The sequence below is a fragment of the Undibacterium sp. Di27W genome (genome assembly GCF_049340345.1).
Lineage (GTDB): Bacteria > Pseudomonadota > Gammaproteobacteria > Burkholderiales > Burkholderiaceae_D > Undibacterium.
Genome location: NZ_JBMPOS010000007.1, coordinates 259,000 through 278,553 on the forward strand (window position 1 = coordinate 259,000; position 19,554 = coordinate 278,553).

Genomic DNA, 19,554 nt, shown 5'->3' on the forward strand with positions numbered 1-19,554 from the left:
TTAATAGTTGATGCCCAGCCTGACATGCAAGCGCCTGTCATCTTTGCTCAATTCATCCGGGGTATGCAGGGCCTTGCCATAGTCCATCTGCAGCGACATCATGCGTGACATGGCCAGTCTGATACCTATACCTATACTGGAGATAGAAGCCGAACTTTGCTCGCCCGGCAAAGCCCGGTTACGCGAGACATGGGCCGCATCATAAAAGCCGAGCAACTGACATTGCGTCAAACTGGCAGTAAAACCGGTACACAGATTAGGGGTGTAAATCTCGGCACTGAAAAGAGTGCCATAGTCGTTGGCCAGCGCCCGCTCTGTAAAGCCGCGCACACTACTCGCACCACCAGCACCGAATTGCTCGCCAGGCACCAGGCTATCCCTGGTATATTGACCACTGAGTATGAGTTTCAATTGCCAGGCGGCTGGCAATACCTTGCTGTAACCCAGGCCATAGCGCACTATGCTATAACCTGCCGTGGCACCACTACGGACTTTTTGAAAATCTTCGGTCTTGCCTTTTTCTCCGCCAGGCAAGTTATGGACGGCTGACAGATAGGCATTTGCCTCACCGGCATTGGAGCTCAGGTTGGCAGAATAGCTGAGGCTAAGCGGGTGAACAGTGACATCGCTCCCCAGTTGTATGCCTTGCAGGGCGACATTATTCTTGAAAGCCTTATAGTCCCAGCCAAGGCTGAGACGCGAATCAAAATCCTCGCTGCGACCAAGATTATAGTTATAGCGCCCGCCAAATACCGAGCCGCGCCCACTGACATTCAAATCAAATATGCCCGCTGCGACAGAACCGGAATCGACATTCGAATAACTCGCATAAACATCCACACTGTCGCCCAGAGTGTACAAAGGCAGGTGATAACCGAGGCCAAAGACGGCGTAATTACTGGGTTTTTGCAGCGTGGTTGTATATTGCAGGCTGAGTACATCATCACGCCCGCTGAGATTGGCATGCTGAAACAACAGCCCCAAATGGGATTTGCCGGTATTGCTATCGCCAGCATTGTCGATATTCGCACCTATGGTCCAGGGCTTGTTGTCGACGACGTTCAGGACAGCATTGACTTCGCCCTCTTTGCTGGCAGTTTCAAACTGCAAATTGGTTTTCTTGGCAGGGTTTTCATTGGCTGTCTTCAGGCTCTCGGACAGTTTCTTGATATTTGGTGTATCGCCTTCACGCAATTGCGGCAAGCTGCGCCTGATATTGTCACTGTCAAAATGGCGATTACCCTTGACGCTGACACTGGCGATGCGTGCCTGTACCACGATGAATTTGACCACGCCCTGATTCAACTCCTGTTCAGGCAAGACCACCTGCACCAGGCTATAGCCTTTTTGGTGATAGGCCTTTTCCAGGGCTTCCAGGGCTTTTTGTACATCGGCAAAACTGCGGCTCTTGCCAGTATAGGGTGCCAGCAGGCTATCCAGGGCTGCCGCCGTCAATAAATCATTGCCCTTGACCTCATAACGACTGATGTCAAAACGTCCAATGACGCTATCGGTATCCTGGGCCAGCAAAGGCTGGCTGAACCCGATTGCCATGGCAAAGATCAGGCTGAGGCTAAAACGAGATTTGACTTGCTTGTTCTTCAACGGTCTCATACTAAGATTTCCCAGTTGCTGAGTCGTGCAATACCAAGTTCTTTTGTGTGCAGAGCCTTACCAGCCTCTGCTGATCGTATCGATAATGCTTATCGACTTGTATTTGTTACGTATTCTTTGCTGAAGAGATGCGTGCGCAATCGTATTGCGACTGAGAAGCTTGAAACTCAGCTATGTCGCTGAGATGAGTTCCAGATGCAAGTATCCTGCAATCCAATTCCGACTACAAGCACTATGTTGTTAATTCTGACATGGGCGTCAAGATTTGTAATTTTGGAAATTTGATAGTGTTGTTTAGCTGTCCTCAGCGCTACTGATGTGGCTTACTGGGCTGGCTTATTTCGCCGACTTATTTCGTCGACTTATTTCGCCGGCTTACTGGGCTTAGCTGCAATGGCCATGGTTTCTATGATGTGATCAAACTCATCTATGCGCAAGCTGCGGCTGATTGCGACAGAAGGACAGCAATTGGCGTCTTTAGGGCCCATTTGCATGCCATCGATAGTCAGCATTCCCTGCCGGATACGCGCACTATCAAAATCAAAAGTTCGCCAGCCACGCTGCGCCAGCTTGCTGACAGCCACCAGGCGATAGGGGCGCGCTTTTCTTATGGCGGCATCGTACTGATGCTGTTCAGCAAAGAAGGCCACAAATTCTGCATGAAGATTGCCGCCACCAAAACCTTCCATGCTAAATAGTACGACTGCATCATTTTTATGCTCTTCAAATAGCTGACCATACAGTATCCTGGCTGGCTTTCCACTATAGGTTTCGGCAATGCCGTCGCCAAACTGCTCTATCAGCCTGGCAAGCTCTGCCTGTATCATCGACTGCTGTTCTGGCCGGGGATGAGTGGCAACTGGCGTGGCTGGATGTGCCTGCTGCGCCTGCGCAGGGCTAAGTGCAAGTAGCGCCAGGCTACAAAGTAGGCTGATGTATAGCGGTTTCATAGGTAAAAATGAATGTCCTGAACGTCACGAAAGAAATACTCATTTCCACTTGGCAACATCGACTCCAGAAATGAAAGTATTTACCACAAACATATGGGATAACCCAGGCATATATACGATGAATAAAATTCAATCGCCACAAACTGGTATTACTGCCTATCATAAGAGTAATCCTTCGATTGAGGGATAAATCTCATGACTCCCCCAAGACGAACGAGATTTTCAAGGGCGCGCAAGCGCCCTTTTTTATGCGGATCACCCAGCAAAAACCAGGCAAAAATAGAAGAAAGGCTGGTTAGTCAAAGTGTAATGCAGTAGCATCTCAGCTCTTTCGCCTTTATTTCGTCCTTATTTCGTTTTTATTCAGTCCCGGCTTACGCATGTTTTCGCATCAACCCTCGTCACGTCCTGCTTTTACTTTGAAAACTTTCCTGCAATATGCCAAATTGCCTGCGCTGGCGGCCACCGTCTGTGCGCTCTTGCTGGCCTGTTCGACACCCCTGGAAAAAAAACCTGTCAGCAAACCCGTCAAAACAGATTTGACTATTATTCCGCAAAATGCCCCAGTCAATTATCCTGTGCAAGTCCATGAGGCACCAGCTTTGCCGCGTGAGTTCCGGGCAGCCTGGGTTTCTACCGTGGCTAATATAGACTGGCCATCGCGACGTGACCTGAGCACGGAAAAACAAAAGAATGAAATCCTCACCATCCTCGACAATGCTGTACAGTTAAAACTGAATGCCATCGTCTTGCAGGTGCGCCCGGCGGCCGATGCGATCTACCCTTCCGCGATAGAACCCTGGTCTGAGTTTGTGACTGGTGAGCAAGGCCGTCCGCCCTTACCGTATTATGATCCCCTGCAATTCTGGATAGACCAGGCCCATGCGCGTGGCCTGGAATTGCATGCCTGGTTCAACCCCTTCCGTGCCCGCACCGCGCAAGCCAAAACAATCGTTGCCGCAAACCATATCAGCAAGCTGGCGCCACAAGTGGTAAAAACCTATGGTGACTTGCAATGGATGGACCCGGGTGAACCCATCGCCATGCAGCAAACCCTGAATGTCATCAGCGATGTCGTGCGTCGCTATGAGGTGGATGGCATCCATATCGACGATTATTTCTACCCCTACCCGATCAAGTCCAGCAATGGCAGTGAAGTGGATTTCCCGGATGACCCGGCCTGGATCGCTTATCTGCAGTCAGGCGGCAAACTGGCTCGTTTTGACTGGCGCAGGGATAATGTCAACCGTCTGGTGGAAGCCATCAATCAGCGCGTACATCTGGAAAAACCCTGGGTCAAATTTGGTATCAGCCCCTTTGGCATAGGCAGGCCAGACCGCTTGCCACCCGGCATCACCGGTTTCAGTCAATATGACAAGCTGTATGCCGATGTAGAACTATGGCTGGCCAGGGGCTGGCTGGATTATCTCGCGCCTCAGTTGTACTGGCCCATCAATCAGGGGCCACAAGCCTTCAAGGTCTTGCATGATTACTGGCTGGCGCAAAACACCACGGGCAAGCATGTCTGGCCTGGCCTGTACACCAGCCGCATAGACAATAGCGATAAATCCTGGTCTGCCGATGAAATTCTCAACCAGGTCGATGCCATGCGCGAAAAGGCAGGCAATGGCCATGTACATTTCAGCATGGTAGCGCTGAACCAGAACCGCAAGGGCATACGTCAGCGCCTGGCGACAGAGAAATACACTTCACAAGCCCTGATCCCGGCCAGCCCCTGGCTGGACAATACCTTGCCCGCCAGCCCCTTGCTGGAAGCCAGTGCCGACAAGAAATCGGTGCGCCTGCAACTGGCCAGCACCGTCAACACCCGCCTGCTTGCCATTTGGAAGCGTACTGAACAGCAATGGCTATTCTCCGTAGTACCAGCACAAAATATGATGATCGATTTATCCGATGACCCGCAATATGGTGCAGTCAAGCAGTTGACCGTTTCAGTCATCAGCCGTACTGGTGTAGAAGGGATACGCGCAAGTTATAGCCTGCCATGACACTGATACAGTAGTAAGTGTGGTTTTTAAAGGCGTATGGACAATTGTTCATACGCCTTTTTTATGTAGCTGTGTTTTAGAAATACCCGCAAACCCTCAGCGCTCAGATGAGTGCAAGGGCAACTCATATCTTTTAGTTATCGCTTGTCATACAATTTTCATTTGTCACAATGGCTGCCCTGCCCCTAGTCTGGGACATACATACAATTTATAAAATTGACACTCATATAGTCAGATCCCAGGAGAGCCCAGTGAAGTTAAAGACCATCGCCAGATGCATTGCCCTGACAGGTATTTCTGCCGTTAGCAGCGCAGCAGTACAGGCACAGGAGCAGACTACCCAAGCACCGCAAAGAGTAGAAATTACCGGCAGCAGTATCAAACGCATCGCCAGTGAAGCTGCCCTGCCTATAGAAATCATCACCCGCAAACAGCTTGAAGCCGCGGGCATAGTCACAGCTGAACAATTCATTGCCAACCTGAATATCAATGGCAATGGCTCAGATAACCTGGCCAGTAATGCCGATGTGACTTCTGGCGCACAACGCGGTAACAATGGGGCGTCTTCAGCCAATCTGCGCGGCCAGGGTGCTGACAATACCCTGGTGCTATTGAATGGCCGCCGTATTGCCACTCATGGCATGAAGGGCTCAGCTGTCGATTTGAATTCCATCCCCATGGCAGCAGTGGAGAGGATAGAAGTGTTGAAGGATGGCGCATCTGCCATCTATGGCACGGATGCCATAGGCGGTGTCATCAACTTCATCTTGCGTAAAAATTATAAAGGACTGGAAGCCCAGGCCTTTACCGACATCACCCAGCAAGGCGGCGGCAATATCAAGCGTTTTTCTGTAGTCGGGGGCTTTGGTGATCTGGAGCAGGACAATTACAATGTGCTCATTACCGCCACCCATAGTGAAAATGATGCACTGCGTGGTGAACAGCGTAGCTTCGTCAATACCTTCCAGCCCAATCGTGGTCTTTCGGTAGATACCCGCGGCACGCCCTTTGCCACGGTAGTAGCGACCTCACTGGCCAATACTATACTCAGCAACAAGAGCAATAATGGCCCGGTCTTTCCGGGTACGAGTCAAGTCATGAGCTCCATCAATGTATTGAACCTGCCTGGTGCTGCGGGTTGCAATAGCGTAGATGGCATGGCTGCTTATGATGCCAAACTCTGGGACGTGGCTGCCTCCAAATATGCCTGCGCCTGGGATACCGGGCGGGCTGCCGTCTTGCAACAACCCGTCAAGAACGATAATTTTGTTTCGCGTGCGAGTTTTAAAGTTGGCAATCACCAGTTATTTGCTGAAATAGTCGGCTCTCAGGTGGAGGTCGCCAAGCGTTTTTCACCCAACCAGATTTCCCCCGGCACGGCCTTTCCTGCCAGCTCGTTTTATCCCAGCACAGGGGCGGCCTATAATGCGGTCTTCAATTCCATTGTAGCGGTCTTCCCCAGTATAGAAGCCTATCGTGGCGCACCGATTGCCTATCGCTGGCGTTGCATGGAATGCGGTGACCGCGAAATCACCACCAAGACCGAGGCAGGCCGCCTGCAACTCGGCGCTGACGGCCAGATCGGCAACTGGGATTACCGTGTAGGCCTGTCCCGCGCCTATAGTGAATCCGAGTCCAAGCTCGGTACAGGTTATAACTATACCGTGGCACTGGCTAATGCCCTGGGCACAGGCATCATCAATCCCTTCCTCAAGCCAGGTGAAAAACAGACGCAAGCGGCAATCGACTTGCTCAACAGTACCTCGGCCACAGGCGTCACTTTGTATGGTGGTAAAACCACGCTGACACAGGTGGATGCCGCCCTGTCTGGCGAAGTCTGGAAACTGCCAGCCGGCCCAGTCATGGCAGCAATAGGTATGGATGTACGCAAGGAAGAATATAACTTCAATGGCGACGCCCGCGCTGCCAATCTGCGTTACGCCATACTGAATGCGCCCTTTGATGATACCAATGCCCTGTCCCAGGTCAGCCGCGACATCCGCGCCGTCTATGCAGAGGTACTGGTGCCGGTGTTGAAGTCACTGGAGTTCACTGTAGCTGGCCGTCAGGATCATTATTCCGGCTTTGGAAATACCTTCAATCCCAAAGTCACTTTCCGTTACACACCAACCGATACCCTGTTGTTCCGCGGTTCGTATAACACCGGTTTCCGTGCGCCTTCGTTTAATCAACTATTCAATGGCATCACTGAATCTCCCTATCTGGGCAAAGACCTGGCTGATCCCGCTACCTGCCCTGGCCTGAAAGTCGATAGCAGCAAACCAGAGTGTGCATCCATCACGCCGAATATCCTGACTGGTGGCAAATCCACGCTAGGCCCGGAAACTGCCAAACAAGGCACGGTAGGCGTAGTCTGGGCACCCGGCAGCAATTTCAGCGCCAGTGCTGATATCTGGGAAATCCGCAAGGAAAACTCCATCACGTCGATAGACCTGACAACCATGCTGGCAAACTATGAGTTGTTCAAGGCGCAGTTCTTGCGCGACAGCAGCGGTGCCCTGGCTTTTGTAGACCAGCGCTGGGTCAATGCCGGCTCCAGCATTACCCGTGGCGTCGAAGTCGGCGCCAAGGCGAATGGAGAAATCTGGAATGGCAAATGGGCAGCCGGTCTCGATGGGTCTTATCTGCTGGAGAAAAAATCCCGTCCCATGGCAAACGCCCCCTATGGAGCCAGCGAAGTCGGCAGATTCACCTTCACCGGTGACCTCGGCCTGAAATGGAAGCATACTGCCTATGTCACTTATACCCAGGGTGACTGGACTGGTACTTTCATGCAAATTTATCGTGATGGTTATAAAGACCAGGTGTTGCCCGGCGTGCAAAGCGGCCTGGTGACACCTGGCGATTACAACCCTACGGTAAAAGCCTACACCATCTACAATATCAGTGCGACCTATAGCGGGATTAAAAACCTGACGCTGACTGCGGGCATCAAGAATCTCTTCAATACCGACCCGCCCTTTGCCATTACCTATGACAGCAATACCGGTGCAGGCAGTTCCTGGGAACCCCGTGTCGCTGATCCACGCGGCCGCGCCTTTACCTTGCTGGCGAACTATAAGTTCAAATAAGCGGATAAGTCACACTCCCAAAAAAAATCCCCCGGTATTCAAGCCGGGGGATTCTTTTTACTGCTAAAGAACTGCGGACATTTAACTGGCGGCAGGATTCATGAGCTTGCCCATGAAGAGGATGAGGCCAGTCTGCCTGTCCCTGATCATGAACAGGAAAGGTTTGTCCAAGTTCAGCCTCAAGGGCTGGTTGACATTGATGCTGGTGACGCCGATTACCACACCAGTCGCTGCGGCTGCTTCTGTCCCCTTTTCATCAACAGTGATGTAAGCCTTGTGCAAGACCCCTGAAATCACCAGGTCACGGTTACCCGTCATACCAGAAAAATCAGCCTTGCCCGCATCAAATGTAGCACCCATGCCCAGGCTGCTGAGGCTACCCGTCATTTCCGGGTTGGCACTGAAGTTAAACTTGGGCATGCCCAGAGCGATGTAATTGTCTTTTAAGCCCGCAGTAATGTCGTTGATTATATTGCTGCTCAAGCCCTGCACAAAGCTGTCAAACTTGCCCGTATCTGGCATGACTATCAGCATAGCCAGTTTGTTGTCCATGTAAGGCAGCTCTATCGCCTGATAGTCTTTACCCTGCACGTAAGGGAAATTTGCTGTCTGGTTCATGAAAGGAACATTTTTCACACCGCCCTTGCGGTCGGTGAAATCCTGGTTCCTGGTAGCTTCCTTGGTAAATTGCCGGGCCCAGTCTGACTTGAACCAGACGGCATTGGTCAACACCACCCGCGTGGATGCAGACACGGAATTGGCAGGTAGCAAATCCTTGATTTTTTGCTGGGTTTGGTCTGCCACCCAGTTATTGATCGTCAGACGGGAAGGCTCAGCGGCTTTGGCAAAATCCAGCAAATTCACTGAAGCACCAAAGTTCACGCTGAGAGCATCGAGGTAAGTGCTTTGCAAGTTATAGCCCTGCTGTGCCCACAAGGCATTGGCGATGTTCAGGTTGGGTAACTGGGCATTGGGTTTGGCTGCAGTCGAAGTCTTATCTGCCAGCAATAAGTCAAGGCGGTTCAAGGCGGGTTGCAAACGGCTTTGCTGCAATTGAAAAGCCAGGGCTTTTTCCATGCCACTAAGAGTGTCACCCTTGGCACCGGCGGCGGCCATTTCCAGTGCCAGTGTCAGGCTATAGGGTGAATACACCAGATTGCTATCCCCCTGTGCACCCAGCAGGGGCAAAACCTTGAGGGCAAACTCAGTATTGCCGGCAACGGCGGCCGCCAGGTCAGTATCGCTGGCTTGTGGGGCGACATTGCGCGCCAGCGTGGATTTGGCCGTACCTATGGCCTGCGGTGCGTCACCACCGGTAGTGGCAGAATTAGCAGTGGTACTCGCTCCACCACAGGCAGAAACCAGGGCTAGCAGCAAGCAAGAGCAAATGATTTTTGGGCGCATTTTTGGGCTTTCTATTTTGAGCTTTATATTAAGCTGTCAGGAAAACAATATCTGTTAATAATACGCCAGACAGGTTCCCGAATCAGTTTAAAAATGTACTCAAATTGTCATCAAATTGTACAAACTGAAAGATCACCATATTCAAAACTGCAAGCCCTTCCGAATCCATACGCATGCAAAGGTAGCTGAGAGCAGAGAATTTGCATTTGTTTAATTGTGTTTAGCCTGGCACCACATAAGCTGATCCGAGGGTATACACAAATACTGCACAAATACTGCCAGCGCTTTTATGCATTACCTGAGGTTATGACCAGACCACGAGCTTTCATTGGCGCTCTGCCTGCACTGGGAATAACTTAGCGGTGAAGGGGACAAAAACCATATGTTGAACACCGAGGCACCAAGCGCACTGCACACTGAGCTGGATTTATATTCAACCGAGCGGCTGCTCAATGTGCTGATTGATGACCAGTTGAATGCCATACGTGCTGTCAGCCTGGCAGTACCCGGCATTGCCGCCGCTGTTGATGCCGCGGCACCGCGTATCCTGGCAGGTGGCCGCCTGGTGTATGTGGGTGCCGGAACATCTGGCCGCCTGGGGGTGCTCGATGGCGTAGAATTGACACCCACCTTCTCCTGGCCCAGCGAGCGCGCCCTGTCCTTGCTGGCAGGCGGCAAGCAAGCCATGTTTGTTGCCGTCGAGGGTGCGGAAGATGATGCAGAACAGGGTGCACAAGAAATTGTGGAGCTGGCTTTGACATCCAATGATGTGGTGCTACTCATCGCTGCTTCCGGTGCCACTCCCTATGTATTGGGTGCCATGCAGGCTGCCCGTGCCACCGGTGCATTGACGATAGGCTTTGCCAATAATCCCGGTGCACCCCTGACTTTATCGGCAGAACTGGGGATCACCCTGGATACCGGTAGTGAAGTAATCTCGGGCAGCACACGCTTGAAGGCAGGCACTGCACAAAAGGTCGCGTTGAATAGTTTTTCCAGCGCCTTGATGGTCAGGTTACACAAGGTTTACGGCAACCTCATGGTGGATGTCAAACCCACCAATATCAAGCTGCTCAGGCGCACCGTCAGCCTGACCATGCATGCAACCGGGCGCGATGAAGCACATTGCCGTCGCGTACTGGAAGAATGCGATTTCCATGTCAAGATCGCGATACTCGCCATCCTCGATAAGATCAGCGTCACCGCCGCCAGCAAAAAACTGCAGGTCTGTGGTGACGACTTGCGCCTGGCACTGCGCACCACGTCATAAGTCTGGCGCAGGCGAACCAGTCAGCCACACCAATTCCCCTCAGGCGTTACAATCAAGTTCGCGTTTCAAGTTCGAGTTTCAAGTACATTTCTTGCTGAAAGTATTTACCCATGCGTTTGCGTCATATAGAAGTTTTCCATGCCATCATGCAGGCAGGCACGATCAGTGGTGCTGCGCAACTGCTGAATATTTCACAACCGGCTGCCACCAAGGTCTTGCAGCATTGCGAAATTCAATTAGGCTTAAAACTGTTTGAACGTATCAAGGGCAAATTGCATCCCACGCCCGAGGCCCACAAATTATTTGTCGAAGTTGATAAACTCAATCGTGACTTGCAATCGGTACGCAGGCTGGCCAGTAATTTGAAGCATCATCCTGACGAAGCAGTCAGGCTGGCATCAACACCGACCTTGTCTATCACCGTAGTACCAATAGCCTTGGCAGCCTGGCGCAAAAAATTTGCCAATGTCCATTGCACGCTGGCGACCCACCATACCAGTGAGATCGTCAATGCATTGTTGCTGGGGGATGTTGACTTTGCCTTTTCTCTGTATGACCCCTGTCACCCGAATATCGCATCAGAAGCCTTGATACGCGGCAGCATGACGGCCATCGCCCCTGTCGGTAGCTGGGTAAAAACACTGGACAATACCGCCTTGCCAGTGGCCGACCTGCCCAAGAACCTGATAGCCCTGGACCTGGATGACCACCTCGTCAGCCGTGTCATGGATGCCTGTGAAGAACAGGGTTTGAGTTTTAATTCCTGCACGGTAGTGCAAACCTATTTGCTGGCCAGGACACTGGTGGAACTGGGTGCAGGTGCCGCCGTGATAGATCCCTTTACAGCTGCCACAGCTGACCATGACAAAGTGCAGTGCCGCCCCTTGTCACCGAATGTACCAGTCGACTTATTTTTGCTGACGGTAAAGTCCACACCATTGTCACGCTCGGCTCGCGCCTTTGTGGAATGCCTCAGGGAAGCGGGTGCAGAATTCATTTCCCGCACCAGCTAAAATCTCACTCTATCCGCAAATAAGTTTCACGCACGACTTGAGGATCACCGCAGTTGAAATGCCACCATTCGCTATTGATGCCGCGAAAACCGCCGTATGCCATGGCTGCCCGCAAAATCCCTCGTTGATCAAGCTGGTGTTGGGTGAGATGCCCTTCGGCCAGCATGCGCTGTTCCAGCGCTGGATGGGATTTTTCTTCGAGGGCATCAAAGCCGCTACCCATGTCCAGTTCCTGACCAGCCGCATCTATCAGCGTCACATCCACTGCCATGCCAAAGGAATGGATGGAACCACGCGCTGGATCAGCCACATACATGCGCAGGGGCGTGCCATCGAGGTGCTGCCACAGCATTTCCTGCACCCGGTGCGGGCGCAGCGCATCCAGCACCAGGATGCGCAAATCGGGGTGGTGTTCCTGTAACCAGGCTACCGCAGCCTGCAATGCCTGTGCCGCTTCCCTGTGTAGCCAGCGGCAGTCGAGATCGCCATATAACTCCCTGCCTACAAAATTATCAGCACCGACATAACGTAAATCGATCACTATGCCGCTGACAGTGTCCAACTGGCAAAAATCAGGATGATCCGCAATCAATTCACAACGCACAAAGGCTCCACACAATAGAGTTTTTCATCAGTGCAGCATAGGGGGAGTCATTGCTGCTTGCCAATGAATATTTACCAATCACATATAACCAGATGGCATGCTCAGAAATGAACTGTGATGATGCCATCAACAATATTTATTTTAATACTTTGTTACGGGCAGCAGTATCTACATCGACATAACGCCAGTTAGTAAAATCCACAGGATGGCGATAATAATTTTGCAGCCAGGGTTGTGATAAATCCGCCGTCACCGGATGCCAGCGTGGCACCCAGGGAGTATAGCCATGCATGAGTTGCGCCATTTGCCGATAAATCGCAGTGCGCTCAGGGCTGTCACTGAGGCGCATGGCTTCTTCATATAGCTTGTTAAAGGCAGGCAGGTTGAAGCGCGAATAATTGGCGCGACCAGCATTGGGACCGTACAGGAGCTGGTAAAAATTCTCGGCATCGGGGAAGTCGGCTATCCAGTTGGCCTCAGTCATCTGTACCTTGCCCAGGCGGGCTGCACGCAAGACTTCAGAATGTTTATCGGTCTTGAAACTGACATGGATACCGATCGCATCCAGATTCTTGCGCCAGACTTCATCGCGCAGGCGACCTGTCGTACTGGCCAGGGTATGCATTTGCAAGTGCAGGGCTTGTCCATCGGGCAGGTTGCGATAGCCATCTGCGCCGCGCTTATAGCCAAACTTGTCCAGCAAGGCATTCGCCAGTTTCAGGTCATATTGCACCGGGGTTTTATAGCTGGCATCGTAGCCCAGCACATTTGGCGGCAAAGGCGATTGCGCCTGTATCGCCAGGCCTTTTTCCATCAGGGCGATATCTTCCTTGCTGTCATAACCAAGGGCAATGGCACGACGCAAAGCGATTTTCTCTGGAGTGTAACCCCCTATTACCGGATCTTCCATATTCATCCACATGTAATAGGTTTGCAGTGGCGTGAACAGGGACAGACGTATTCCTCGTTGTTGTAGAGCAGGCTTCAACTTGCCATCATCGAGCACCATGTTTGACAAGGGTGCCGGCACTTGTTCCAGATAATCAAATTCATTATTCAGAAAACCCAGCACCCGTGACTGCTGTTCTTCCATGATCTTGATTTCTACCTTGCTGACACGCGGCAAAGTCTGCCCTGCCAGACTGCTGGCAATTTTTCTAGTGGTCTCATCGATGCCCTGGTCATCGAACAGGACTTTGCGATACTGAGGATTGGCCAATAATTCTATACTGAAGCTGCGCTGCCACTGGCCAAGGATGAAAGGGCCTGTTCCTATCGGGTGATTGCCCACCTGGTTGCCATAAGCCTCCACTACTTCTCTGGCCATCGCACCTGTGGCAGTGGTCGCCAGGATGAACAGGAAGTTACTGTCTGGTGCATTCAGGCGTATGCGCAGTGTGTATTTATCGATGACTTGCAAACCGGGAATGCTGGTTTGCAGATTGAAGTCCTGGCTTTTGCCCTCTTTGGATGAATTTGCAGCGGGTCTAAGCTTTTCATCCCCCAGTATCTTGCCTTCAAACATGAATAGCCAGGGCGACTTGACCGCAGGATCATAGATGCGCTTGATACTGTAGATATAGTCGTCTGCCGTCAACTCCCTGGGCTTGCCCTTGAATGCAGGATCAGGTGTAAACAGGATGCCAGACTGCAGATGCAAGACATAGGTCTTACCCTGATCCAGAATTTCTGGCATGCTTTTCAAGGTATTGGGCTTGAGTTTGACAGGCCGCGCCAGATAATCATAGCGCAGCATCGGCTCAAAAATATTTTCATTGATACTGACTGAAGGCACGTCCGACGCTACTGCCGGGTCCAGGCTACTCTCTGGTGTCGTCACCAATACACGCAAGACTTTTTCATTGCTGGCTGCTGCCTGCGCAGGCAAAACCCCACCCAGGGAAGACAGGCTCAGCAATGCCACAAATATAAAACGCAAACTCATGCTCCAGCCTTTGCAAGATCAGTCAAACGCGGGTTGGGCATGGTCAGGTAAAACCATTCTTCACCAGCCCTGGCCGCGGCATCGGGGAAAATAATGCGGCCATCCTGGTCTGCCCTGACTTCGCTACCATCGGCGCGTATGCCTATCAATTCTCCCTGCGCCAATACATCAAAGCTGCGCCATTCGCGGACAAAGCTATCGTCGTCATGCAATTTATCGATGACATCGTAAATACGCAGGGCTTCCATCTCTGCCACAGCTTCCGGTGCTGTCCCGGCGATTACGCCCAGATGGCGCAAGCTGTTGACAATGGCAGTGTAAGCAACTGCAGGCGCTTGCGGGTCCAGGTGCTGGCCGCACTCCAGTGTCATGGCATAGCCACCCACTGAGCGCATATATTCTGTCGTGCCTACACCGAATTGTGTATTGGCATTGGCGACTGTCTTGGCATCCGCATCATCAGCAAGTCTTTGCTGGCGGCGTTGCACACCACGCGCATAAGTGCCTAACCAGCCATCGACCAATCTGTGCACACCGAGGCGCATGGCCATGCCCAGCTCATGTTTTTCATGGCTGAATGATTCTATAGGGCCGCGATTATTTTCCGGGCCTATCAAAACAAAAGGCTCACCCTCACCGCGGAAAGAATGCAAGTCCAGCAAGACATCATGCTGGGCCAGCAAGGGGCATAGCCAGTTGGCTACATGGTCTTCAAATTCCTGCGGGTCCGTGGTCGGTATCAGGCGGCGGTTCAGGTTACGCTCACCTTCCCTTTGCTCCAGGTGGTAGGCCAGAGGATTACATACCGGCACCAGCGTCAGGCGGCCTGCAAGCAATTGCAGGCGGCCCTCTTCCAGCTCGGCAATCACCCGGCGTATTGCCAGCGTGCCGCAGGTTTCATTGCCATGTACTGCACCCGTGATGATGACACTGCTGCCAGGCTGTGGTGAACTATAGCTGCTGCTTTGAAAATGATGGGGATAGGTCTTCTTAATCATGCTTCATTCCACCTTTTTACCGAAGGCCCGGTCCACTTTAATGAGGGCCGTGACAATAAAAGTCGGTATTGCAGCAATGCATATCCAGACAAAGAAATGGGCGTAACCCAGATACTCTTGCAGATATCCACTAACCATGCCAGGCAACATCATGCTCATCGCCATGAAACCAGTGCAAATCGCATAATGCGCCGTCTTGTGTTCACCGTCAGCAATCATGATCATATACAGTACATAGGCAGTAAAACCAAAGCCATAACCCATTTGCTCTATAGCGACTGCTGCACCGACGAGATAGATATTTTGTGGCTGTACAAAGGCCAGATAGACATACACCAGATGCGGCACATTGATGGCCAGCGCCATGGGCCAGAGCATACGTTTCAAACCAAAACGTGATATCAGTGCGCCCCCTGCCAGGCCGCCTATCGTCAGCGCGATCATGCCCATGGTGCCATACACAATACCAACTGCCTGCGTGGACAGGCCCAAACCACCTTTGTCCACACTATCGAGCAAGAAGGGGGGTGCCATCTTGACCAATTGCGCTTCACCAAAGCGATATAGCAAAAGAAAGGCGATGGTCAGCAAGATATTTTTCTTACCAAGAAACTTGGCAAATATGGTGAAAAAAGTCAATGCCACCTGATTGGGGTTGCCATGCGCGCAATCGCTGGCCGGACGCGGCAAGGCCCATTGATGATAGGCAGACAGGCTGATAAACATCACTGTCAGCACACAAAAAACCACGATCCAGCCTAACTTTGCATCCCCTGTCATATCCCGCAAGGTGCCTGCGAGGTAAACCAGGCCTCCCTGCCCGGCCAACATGGAAAAGCGGAAAAACATGCTGCGCACGCCGACGAAGGCAGCTTGCTGGTGTTGTTCCAGTGCCAGCATGTAAAAACCATCCGCGCTGATATCATGGGTAGCTGCACTGAATGCCAATAGCCAGAAAACCAGCAAGGTCGCCTGGAAAAACGCCGCCATGGGGATGGTCAGGGCAACCAGCCCAAACATGGCACCGATGACCAGTTCCAGCGTAATGATCCAGAAGCGCTTGGTCTTGAACATGTCAACAAAAGGCGACCAGAAAGGCTTGATGACAAAGGGCAGGTATAACCAGCTTGTATATAATGCAATATCTGAATTGGAAATATCCAGTTTTTTGTACATAATGACGGAAAGCGTCATGACGACGACATAAGGAATCCCCTGGCTGAAATACAATGAGGGTATCCAGCGCAACACGCCGCTGGCTGGCACTTCGGGATTATGGACTGCAGTAGCTGTCTCGCTTGTCATCTTGATCTTTGTTTTAAGAGCTAAGGCCTGGGCATCTTCCCAGTAAAATACCGGGTTGGCGACTGAAATTTTGCCCTTGCTTCATAGTAAAAAGTTATAAGCCGGATGCATCTTTTCATTCGCTGCCAATACCAGAAGCGCCCTATGATAAACGAACAACAGCCAGTTATTGCGATTCAGTTTCAAGATGTATTATCAATCCCCTTCAGAAATCTGCACAAAAACATTCATCCATGCTATCTGACCAGCCCACATCCCTGCCGCCGCAAAGCACAGCCATTGCGCTGGGGATAGATGCGGGTGGCACGCAAACCCGCTGGGCGCTGGCAAGCAAGGATGAACAAATACTCGCCAGCGGCACTGCCGCCGGGCTGACCGCACTGCAAACCGATACTCAGGAAGGCCTGCAAGCCCTGCACCAGATATTTGCCAGCCTGGCTGCTGCGACAAGCAGCCATGGCCAGGTGAGTAGCATACGGGCTGGCATTACCGGCTTTGGTGGTGATGCCCATACCCTGCCAGATATGCTGGCTGACTGTTTTGGTCTTTACGAGGGACAAATCTCCGTCAGTAATGACATAGAAATTGCCTATCTCGATATTTTCAAGCCGGGTACTGGTTACCTGATTTATGCCGGTACCGGCTCGATTGCTGCCTACATAGACGCTAATGGTGAATTCCACCGCGCCGGTGGCCGTGGCTATTTGCTGGACGATGCCGGTGGCGGTTTCTGGATAGCCCGCGAAGCCATGCGCCAGCTCTGGCGTGCTGAAGATGAGCACCCCGATCACTGGAAAGAATCAGAAATGGCCAAGCGCCTGTTCAAACTCATAGGCGGCAATGACTGGAATATCTCGCGCGATTTCATCTATCATCGCAGTCGTGGTGATATAGGCAAGCTGGCAATGGCGGTGGCGGCCGCAGCCAATAGTGACCCGCTGGCCATGTCCATACTCAAAAACGCGGGCAAGGAACTGGCGCGCCTGGGCACAGCCATGTGCACCCGTTTTGGCAATAAACCCATTGCACTCAGTGGTCGCGTGCAAGAATTGCATCCCGCCATAGTAGAATCGCTGCGCCTGCATTTGCCGCCAGAAATCAGCCTGCGCCAAAGCACTTGTGAAGCCCATTTTTCTGCCGCCAGACTGGCAGCCCGACAACTTAAAAAGCAAACATGAACAAAGTCAGTCTCTATAGTTTATTTACCGCACTCAGTATCGTCCTCAGTGGCTGCGCCACCGTTGGCCCCATGGGCAAACTCGATACCAGCATCTCTGCCAAAAGCCAGGAAGAGCGCGTGCAATTCATCATCCTGCATTACACTGCGCTGGATCAGCCTACTTCCTTACGGGTGCTCAGCCAGCAGGCCGTCAGTGCCAATTACCTGGTCGGTGATGAAGCCCCCATCAAGGTCTGGCAACTGGTGCCAGAGAATCACCTGGCCTATCATGCCGGGCTCAGTGAATGGAAAGGCTATAGCCGCATGAATGCCAGCTCCATAGGCATAGAAATCGTCAATCTCGGTTTCAAGGATACGCCAGAAGGCCGGATTTACTTCCCCTTCCCGCAAGCCCAGATAGACCGCGTGATTGCCCTGGTCAAGGATATCTCTGCACGTTACCAGATACGCCCGGAATACATACTCGGCCATTCTGACATCGCCCCCTTGCGCAAGTCCGACCCTGGCCCGCTCTTCCCCTGGAAGCAGCTGGCCGATGCTGGTCTCATCACCTGGCCCAAGGCAGATGAAGTCGCTCTGCGCAAGCCCATCTATGAGCAGCAATTACCCGAGATCAAATGGTTCCAGCAAAAACTCGCGCTATATGGTTATAGCATTCCACAAACCGGCTTGCTCGATGAAGCTACCCGCAGTGTATTGATCGCTTTCCAGACCAAGTACAGGCCAGCAAAATTTGATGGCATGCCAGATGCAGAAACCGCCGCCATGCTCGACAGCCTGCTCGCCAGCCTGAAAGCAAAATAAGCATGGCCATCAGCCACGCTGCAAGTTTCAGCATATCGCCGCAACTGCTGGAACAGCGTGGCCTGCTTGTGCAGCAGGAAGCCACAGAACTGGTGCTGGCAGAAACTGGCTCGGACGGCTGGCAATATTTGCTGACACCCGCCGCCAGGCTCGCCTGGCAAGCGATGAAGCAAGCCGCCAGCCAGGATGGCATAGCACTCCTCATGATCTCGGCTTTCCGCAGCATCGCCAGACAAACCGAGATCATCAGCGACAAACTGGCTCAGGGCCAGCAACTGGAAGATATCCTAAGAGTCTGCGCCCCACCCGGCTACAGCGAACACCACACCGGCCGCGCCATCGACATTGCGACACCAGAAGACCCGGAACTGGAAATATCTTTTGATACCACGGCAGCCTTTGCCTGGCTGCAAAATAATGCCAGTCGCTTTGGCTTTCATATGTCTTATCCGCCGGGGAATAGCAGCGGGTTTCAGTATGAGCCTTGGCATTGGTGTTTTCAGCCAGGATAAAAAGTAGTTTACTGATAATGAACCTTGCCCTTATTGAAGATAAATTATTCGTGGTCAGCGAACAGCTTGGTCTTGCTATCTATGACTTCGATTTTAATTTGCATTTTTCATGCAAGCATCCCTATTTGATTGAAGGGCAGCATCCTTGCATCATGCGAATAGGTGCAATAGCCAATTATGCACAAGAGTATGAAGATAAACTGGAGATGGGTTTGCAGCTAGTCAATACGCCAGACCAGCATAAACTGGCGAGTGAGCTGGAAGCATGGTACCCCCTGATCACGGAATTAACACCACGCACTGTGGTTTATGAAACTTTACCAACGGCGCATGAAATTGAGTCTAATTTTGATTGGCCAATTTTCCTCAAGGGCTCCAGGCAAACCAGCAAACACAACCCCGATCTCGCCGTCATACAAAACCGCGCTCACTATGAAAGAGCGGCTCAGCTTTATAAAAATGACACCATACTGCACTGGCAAAAACCTGTCATACGCGAATTCATTTCCCTGGCAAAAGTAGATGGCACAGTTCCCGGAAAAGTACAGGTATCAATTGAATACCGTTCATTCTGGTGGCATGGCATATGCGTTGGCTGGGGACGATATTGGTATCAGGTGCAACCATATGAATGCCATGATAAAGATATTGGGCTGGCCATTGCAGCCGAGGCTGCAGCAAAGTTAGCTGTACCATTTTTAGTCATAGACTTTGCAAAAACGGCAGATGGTCGCTGGATCATCATAGAATGCAACGATGCACAAGAATCGGGTTACGTTGGCATACAACCCCTGCAGCTATGGCAAAGACTGTTGACACAAATAGATTTATCTCCCCACATTTAGCGCAATTTT

15 protein-coding genes are annotated in these 19,554 nt (G+C 51.8%); 8 read left to right on the top strand and 7 right to left on the bottom strand.

What is annotated here, in order from left to right; all coding sequences use genetic code 11:
* Positions 1-1,614, bottom strand: a complete 1,614-nt coding sequence (locus ACO0LF_RS16230) for a ShlB/FhaC/HecB family hemolysin secretion/activation protein (RefSeq protein ID WP_423015736.1) — start codon at positions 1,612-1,614, stop codon at positions 1-3.
* Between the two features lie 362 nt (positions 1,615-1,976).
* On the bottom strand, positions 1,977-2,564 hold the full coding sequence (locus ACO0LF_RS16235) for a hypothetical protein (RefSeq protein ID WP_423015738.1): 588 nt from the start codon (positions 2,562-2,564) through the stop codon (positions 1,977-1,979).
* A 380-nt stretch (positions 2,565-2,944) separates the two neighbouring features.
* Between ACO0LF_RS16235 and ACO0LF_RS16240 the strand changes: the two genes are divergently transcribed.
* Together ACO0LF_RS16240 and ACO0LF_RS16245 are read left to right on the top strand one after the other, a co-directional pair.
* Positions 2,945-4,573 carry a glycoside hydrolase family 10 protein gene (locus ACO0LF_RS16240; RefSeq protein WP_423015740.1) on the top strand — a complete coding sequence of 543 codons (1,629 nt, stop codon included), beginning with the start codon at positions 2,945-2,947 and terminating at the stop codon, positions 4,571-4,573.
* A 251-nt stretch (positions 4,574-4,824) separates the two neighbouring features.
* Positions 4,825-7,665 carry a TonB-dependent receptor domain-containing protein gene (locus ACO0LF_RS16245; protein ID WP_423015742.1) on the top strand — a complete coding sequence of 947 codons (2,841 nt, stop codon included), beginning with the start codon at positions 4,825-4,827 and terminating at the stop codon, positions 7,663-7,665.
* Positions 7,666-7,746: 81 nt separating this feature from the next.
* Here the strand turns inward: ACO0LF_RS16245 and ACO0LF_RS16250 are convergent, their stop codons facing one another.
* Entirely contained in the window at positions 7,747-9,069 is a 1,323-nt protein-coding gene (locus tag ACO0LF_RS16250; protein ID WP_423015744.1) for a serpin family protein, read from the bottom strand.
* 382 nt (positions 9,070-9,451) lie between these two features.
* Here ACO0LF_RS16250 and ACO0LF_RS16255 point away from each other — a divergent pair, with 382 nt between their 5' ends.
* Entirely contained in the window at positions 9,452-10,339 is an 888-nt protein-coding gene (locus ACO0LF_RS16255) for an N-acetylmuramic acid 6-phosphate etherase (RefSeq protein WP_423015746.1), read from the top strand.
* Positions 10,340-10,449: 110 nt separating this feature from the next.
* The gene (locus ACO0LF_RS16260) at positions 10,450-11,352 is read left to right on the top strand and encodes a LysR family transcriptional regulator (protein ID WP_423015748.1); all 903 of its coding nucleotides are present in this window, start codon (positions 10,450-10,452) and stop codon (positions 11,350-11,352) included.
* A 4-nt stretch (positions 11,353-11,356) separates the two neighbouring features.
* Here the strand turns inward: ACO0LF_RS16260 and ACO0LF_RS16265 are convergent, their stop codons facing one another.
* The 4 genes from ACO0LF_RS16265 to ACO0LF_RS16280 all read right to left on the bottom strand — a co-directional run bounded on the left by ACO0LF_RS16265 (position 11,357) and on the right by ACO0LF_RS16280 (position 16,204).
* The gene (locus tag ACO0LF_RS16265) at positions 11,357-11,956 is read right to left on the bottom strand and encodes a M15 family metallopeptidase (RefSeq protein ID WP_423015750.1); all 600 of its coding nucleotides are present in this window, start codon (positions 11,954-11,956) and stop codon (positions 11,357-11,359) included.
* Between the two features lie 136 nt (positions 11,957-12,092).
* Positions 12,093-13,901 (bottom strand): ABC transporter substrate-binding protein, encoded by a 1,809-nt coding sequence (locus ACO0LF_RS16270; RefSeq protein ID WP_423015752.1) that lies wholly within the window; start codon positions 13,899-13,901, stop codon positions 12,093-12,095.
* Positions 13,898-14,899: a succinylglutamate desuccinylase gene (locus tag ACO0LF_RS16275; RefSeq protein WP_423015754.1), complete on the bottom strand. Its 1,002-nt coding sequence runs from the start codon at positions 14,897-14,899 to the stop codon at positions 13,898-13,900. The genes ACO0LF_RS16270 and ACO0LF_RS16275 overlap by 4 nt, the downstream gene beginning before the upstream one ends.
* A 3-nt stretch (positions 14,900-14,902) precedes the next feature.
* The gene (locus ACO0LF_RS16280; protein WP_423015756.1) at positions 14,903-16,204 is read right to left on the bottom strand and encodes an MFS transporter; all 1,302 of its coding nucleotides are present in this window, start codon (positions 16,202-16,204) and stop codon (positions 14,903-14,905) included.
* 233 nt (positions 16,205-16,437) lie between these two features.
* Here ACO0LF_RS16280 and ACO0LF_RS16285 point away from each other — a divergent pair, with 233 nt between their 5' ends.
* The 4 genes from ACO0LF_RS16285 (at position 16,438) to ACO0LF_RS16300 (ending at position 19,545) form a co-directional block, all read left to right on the top strand.
* On the top strand, positions 16,438-17,382 hold the full coding sequence (locus ACO0LF_RS16285; RefSeq protein ID WP_423015758.1) for an N-acetylglucosamine kinase: 945 nt from the start codon (positions 16,438-16,440) through the stop codon (positions 17,380-17,382).
* A complete protein-coding gene (locus tag ACO0LF_RS16290; protein ID WP_423015760.1) occupies positions 17,379-18,188 on the top strand; it encodes an N-acetylmuramoyl-L-alanine amidase in 810 nt (269 codons plus the stop codon). The genes ACO0LF_RS16285 and ACO0LF_RS16290 overlap by 4 nt, the downstream gene beginning before the upstream one ends.
* Before the next feature lie 2 nt (positions 18,189-18,190).
* Positions 18,191-18,700: a M15 family metallopeptidase gene (locus tag ACO0LF_RS16295; RefSeq protein ID WP_423015762.1), complete on the top strand. Its 510-nt coding sequence runs from the start codon at positions 18,191-18,193 to the stop codon at positions 18,698-18,700.
* Positions 18,701-18,852: 152 nt separating this feature from the next.
* Entirely contained in the window at positions 18,853-19,545 is a 693-nt protein-coding gene (locus tag ACO0LF_RS16300; RefSeq protein WP_423015764.1) for an ATP-grasp domain-containing protein, read from the top strand.
* Positions 19,546-19,554: the final 9 nt, after the last annotated feature.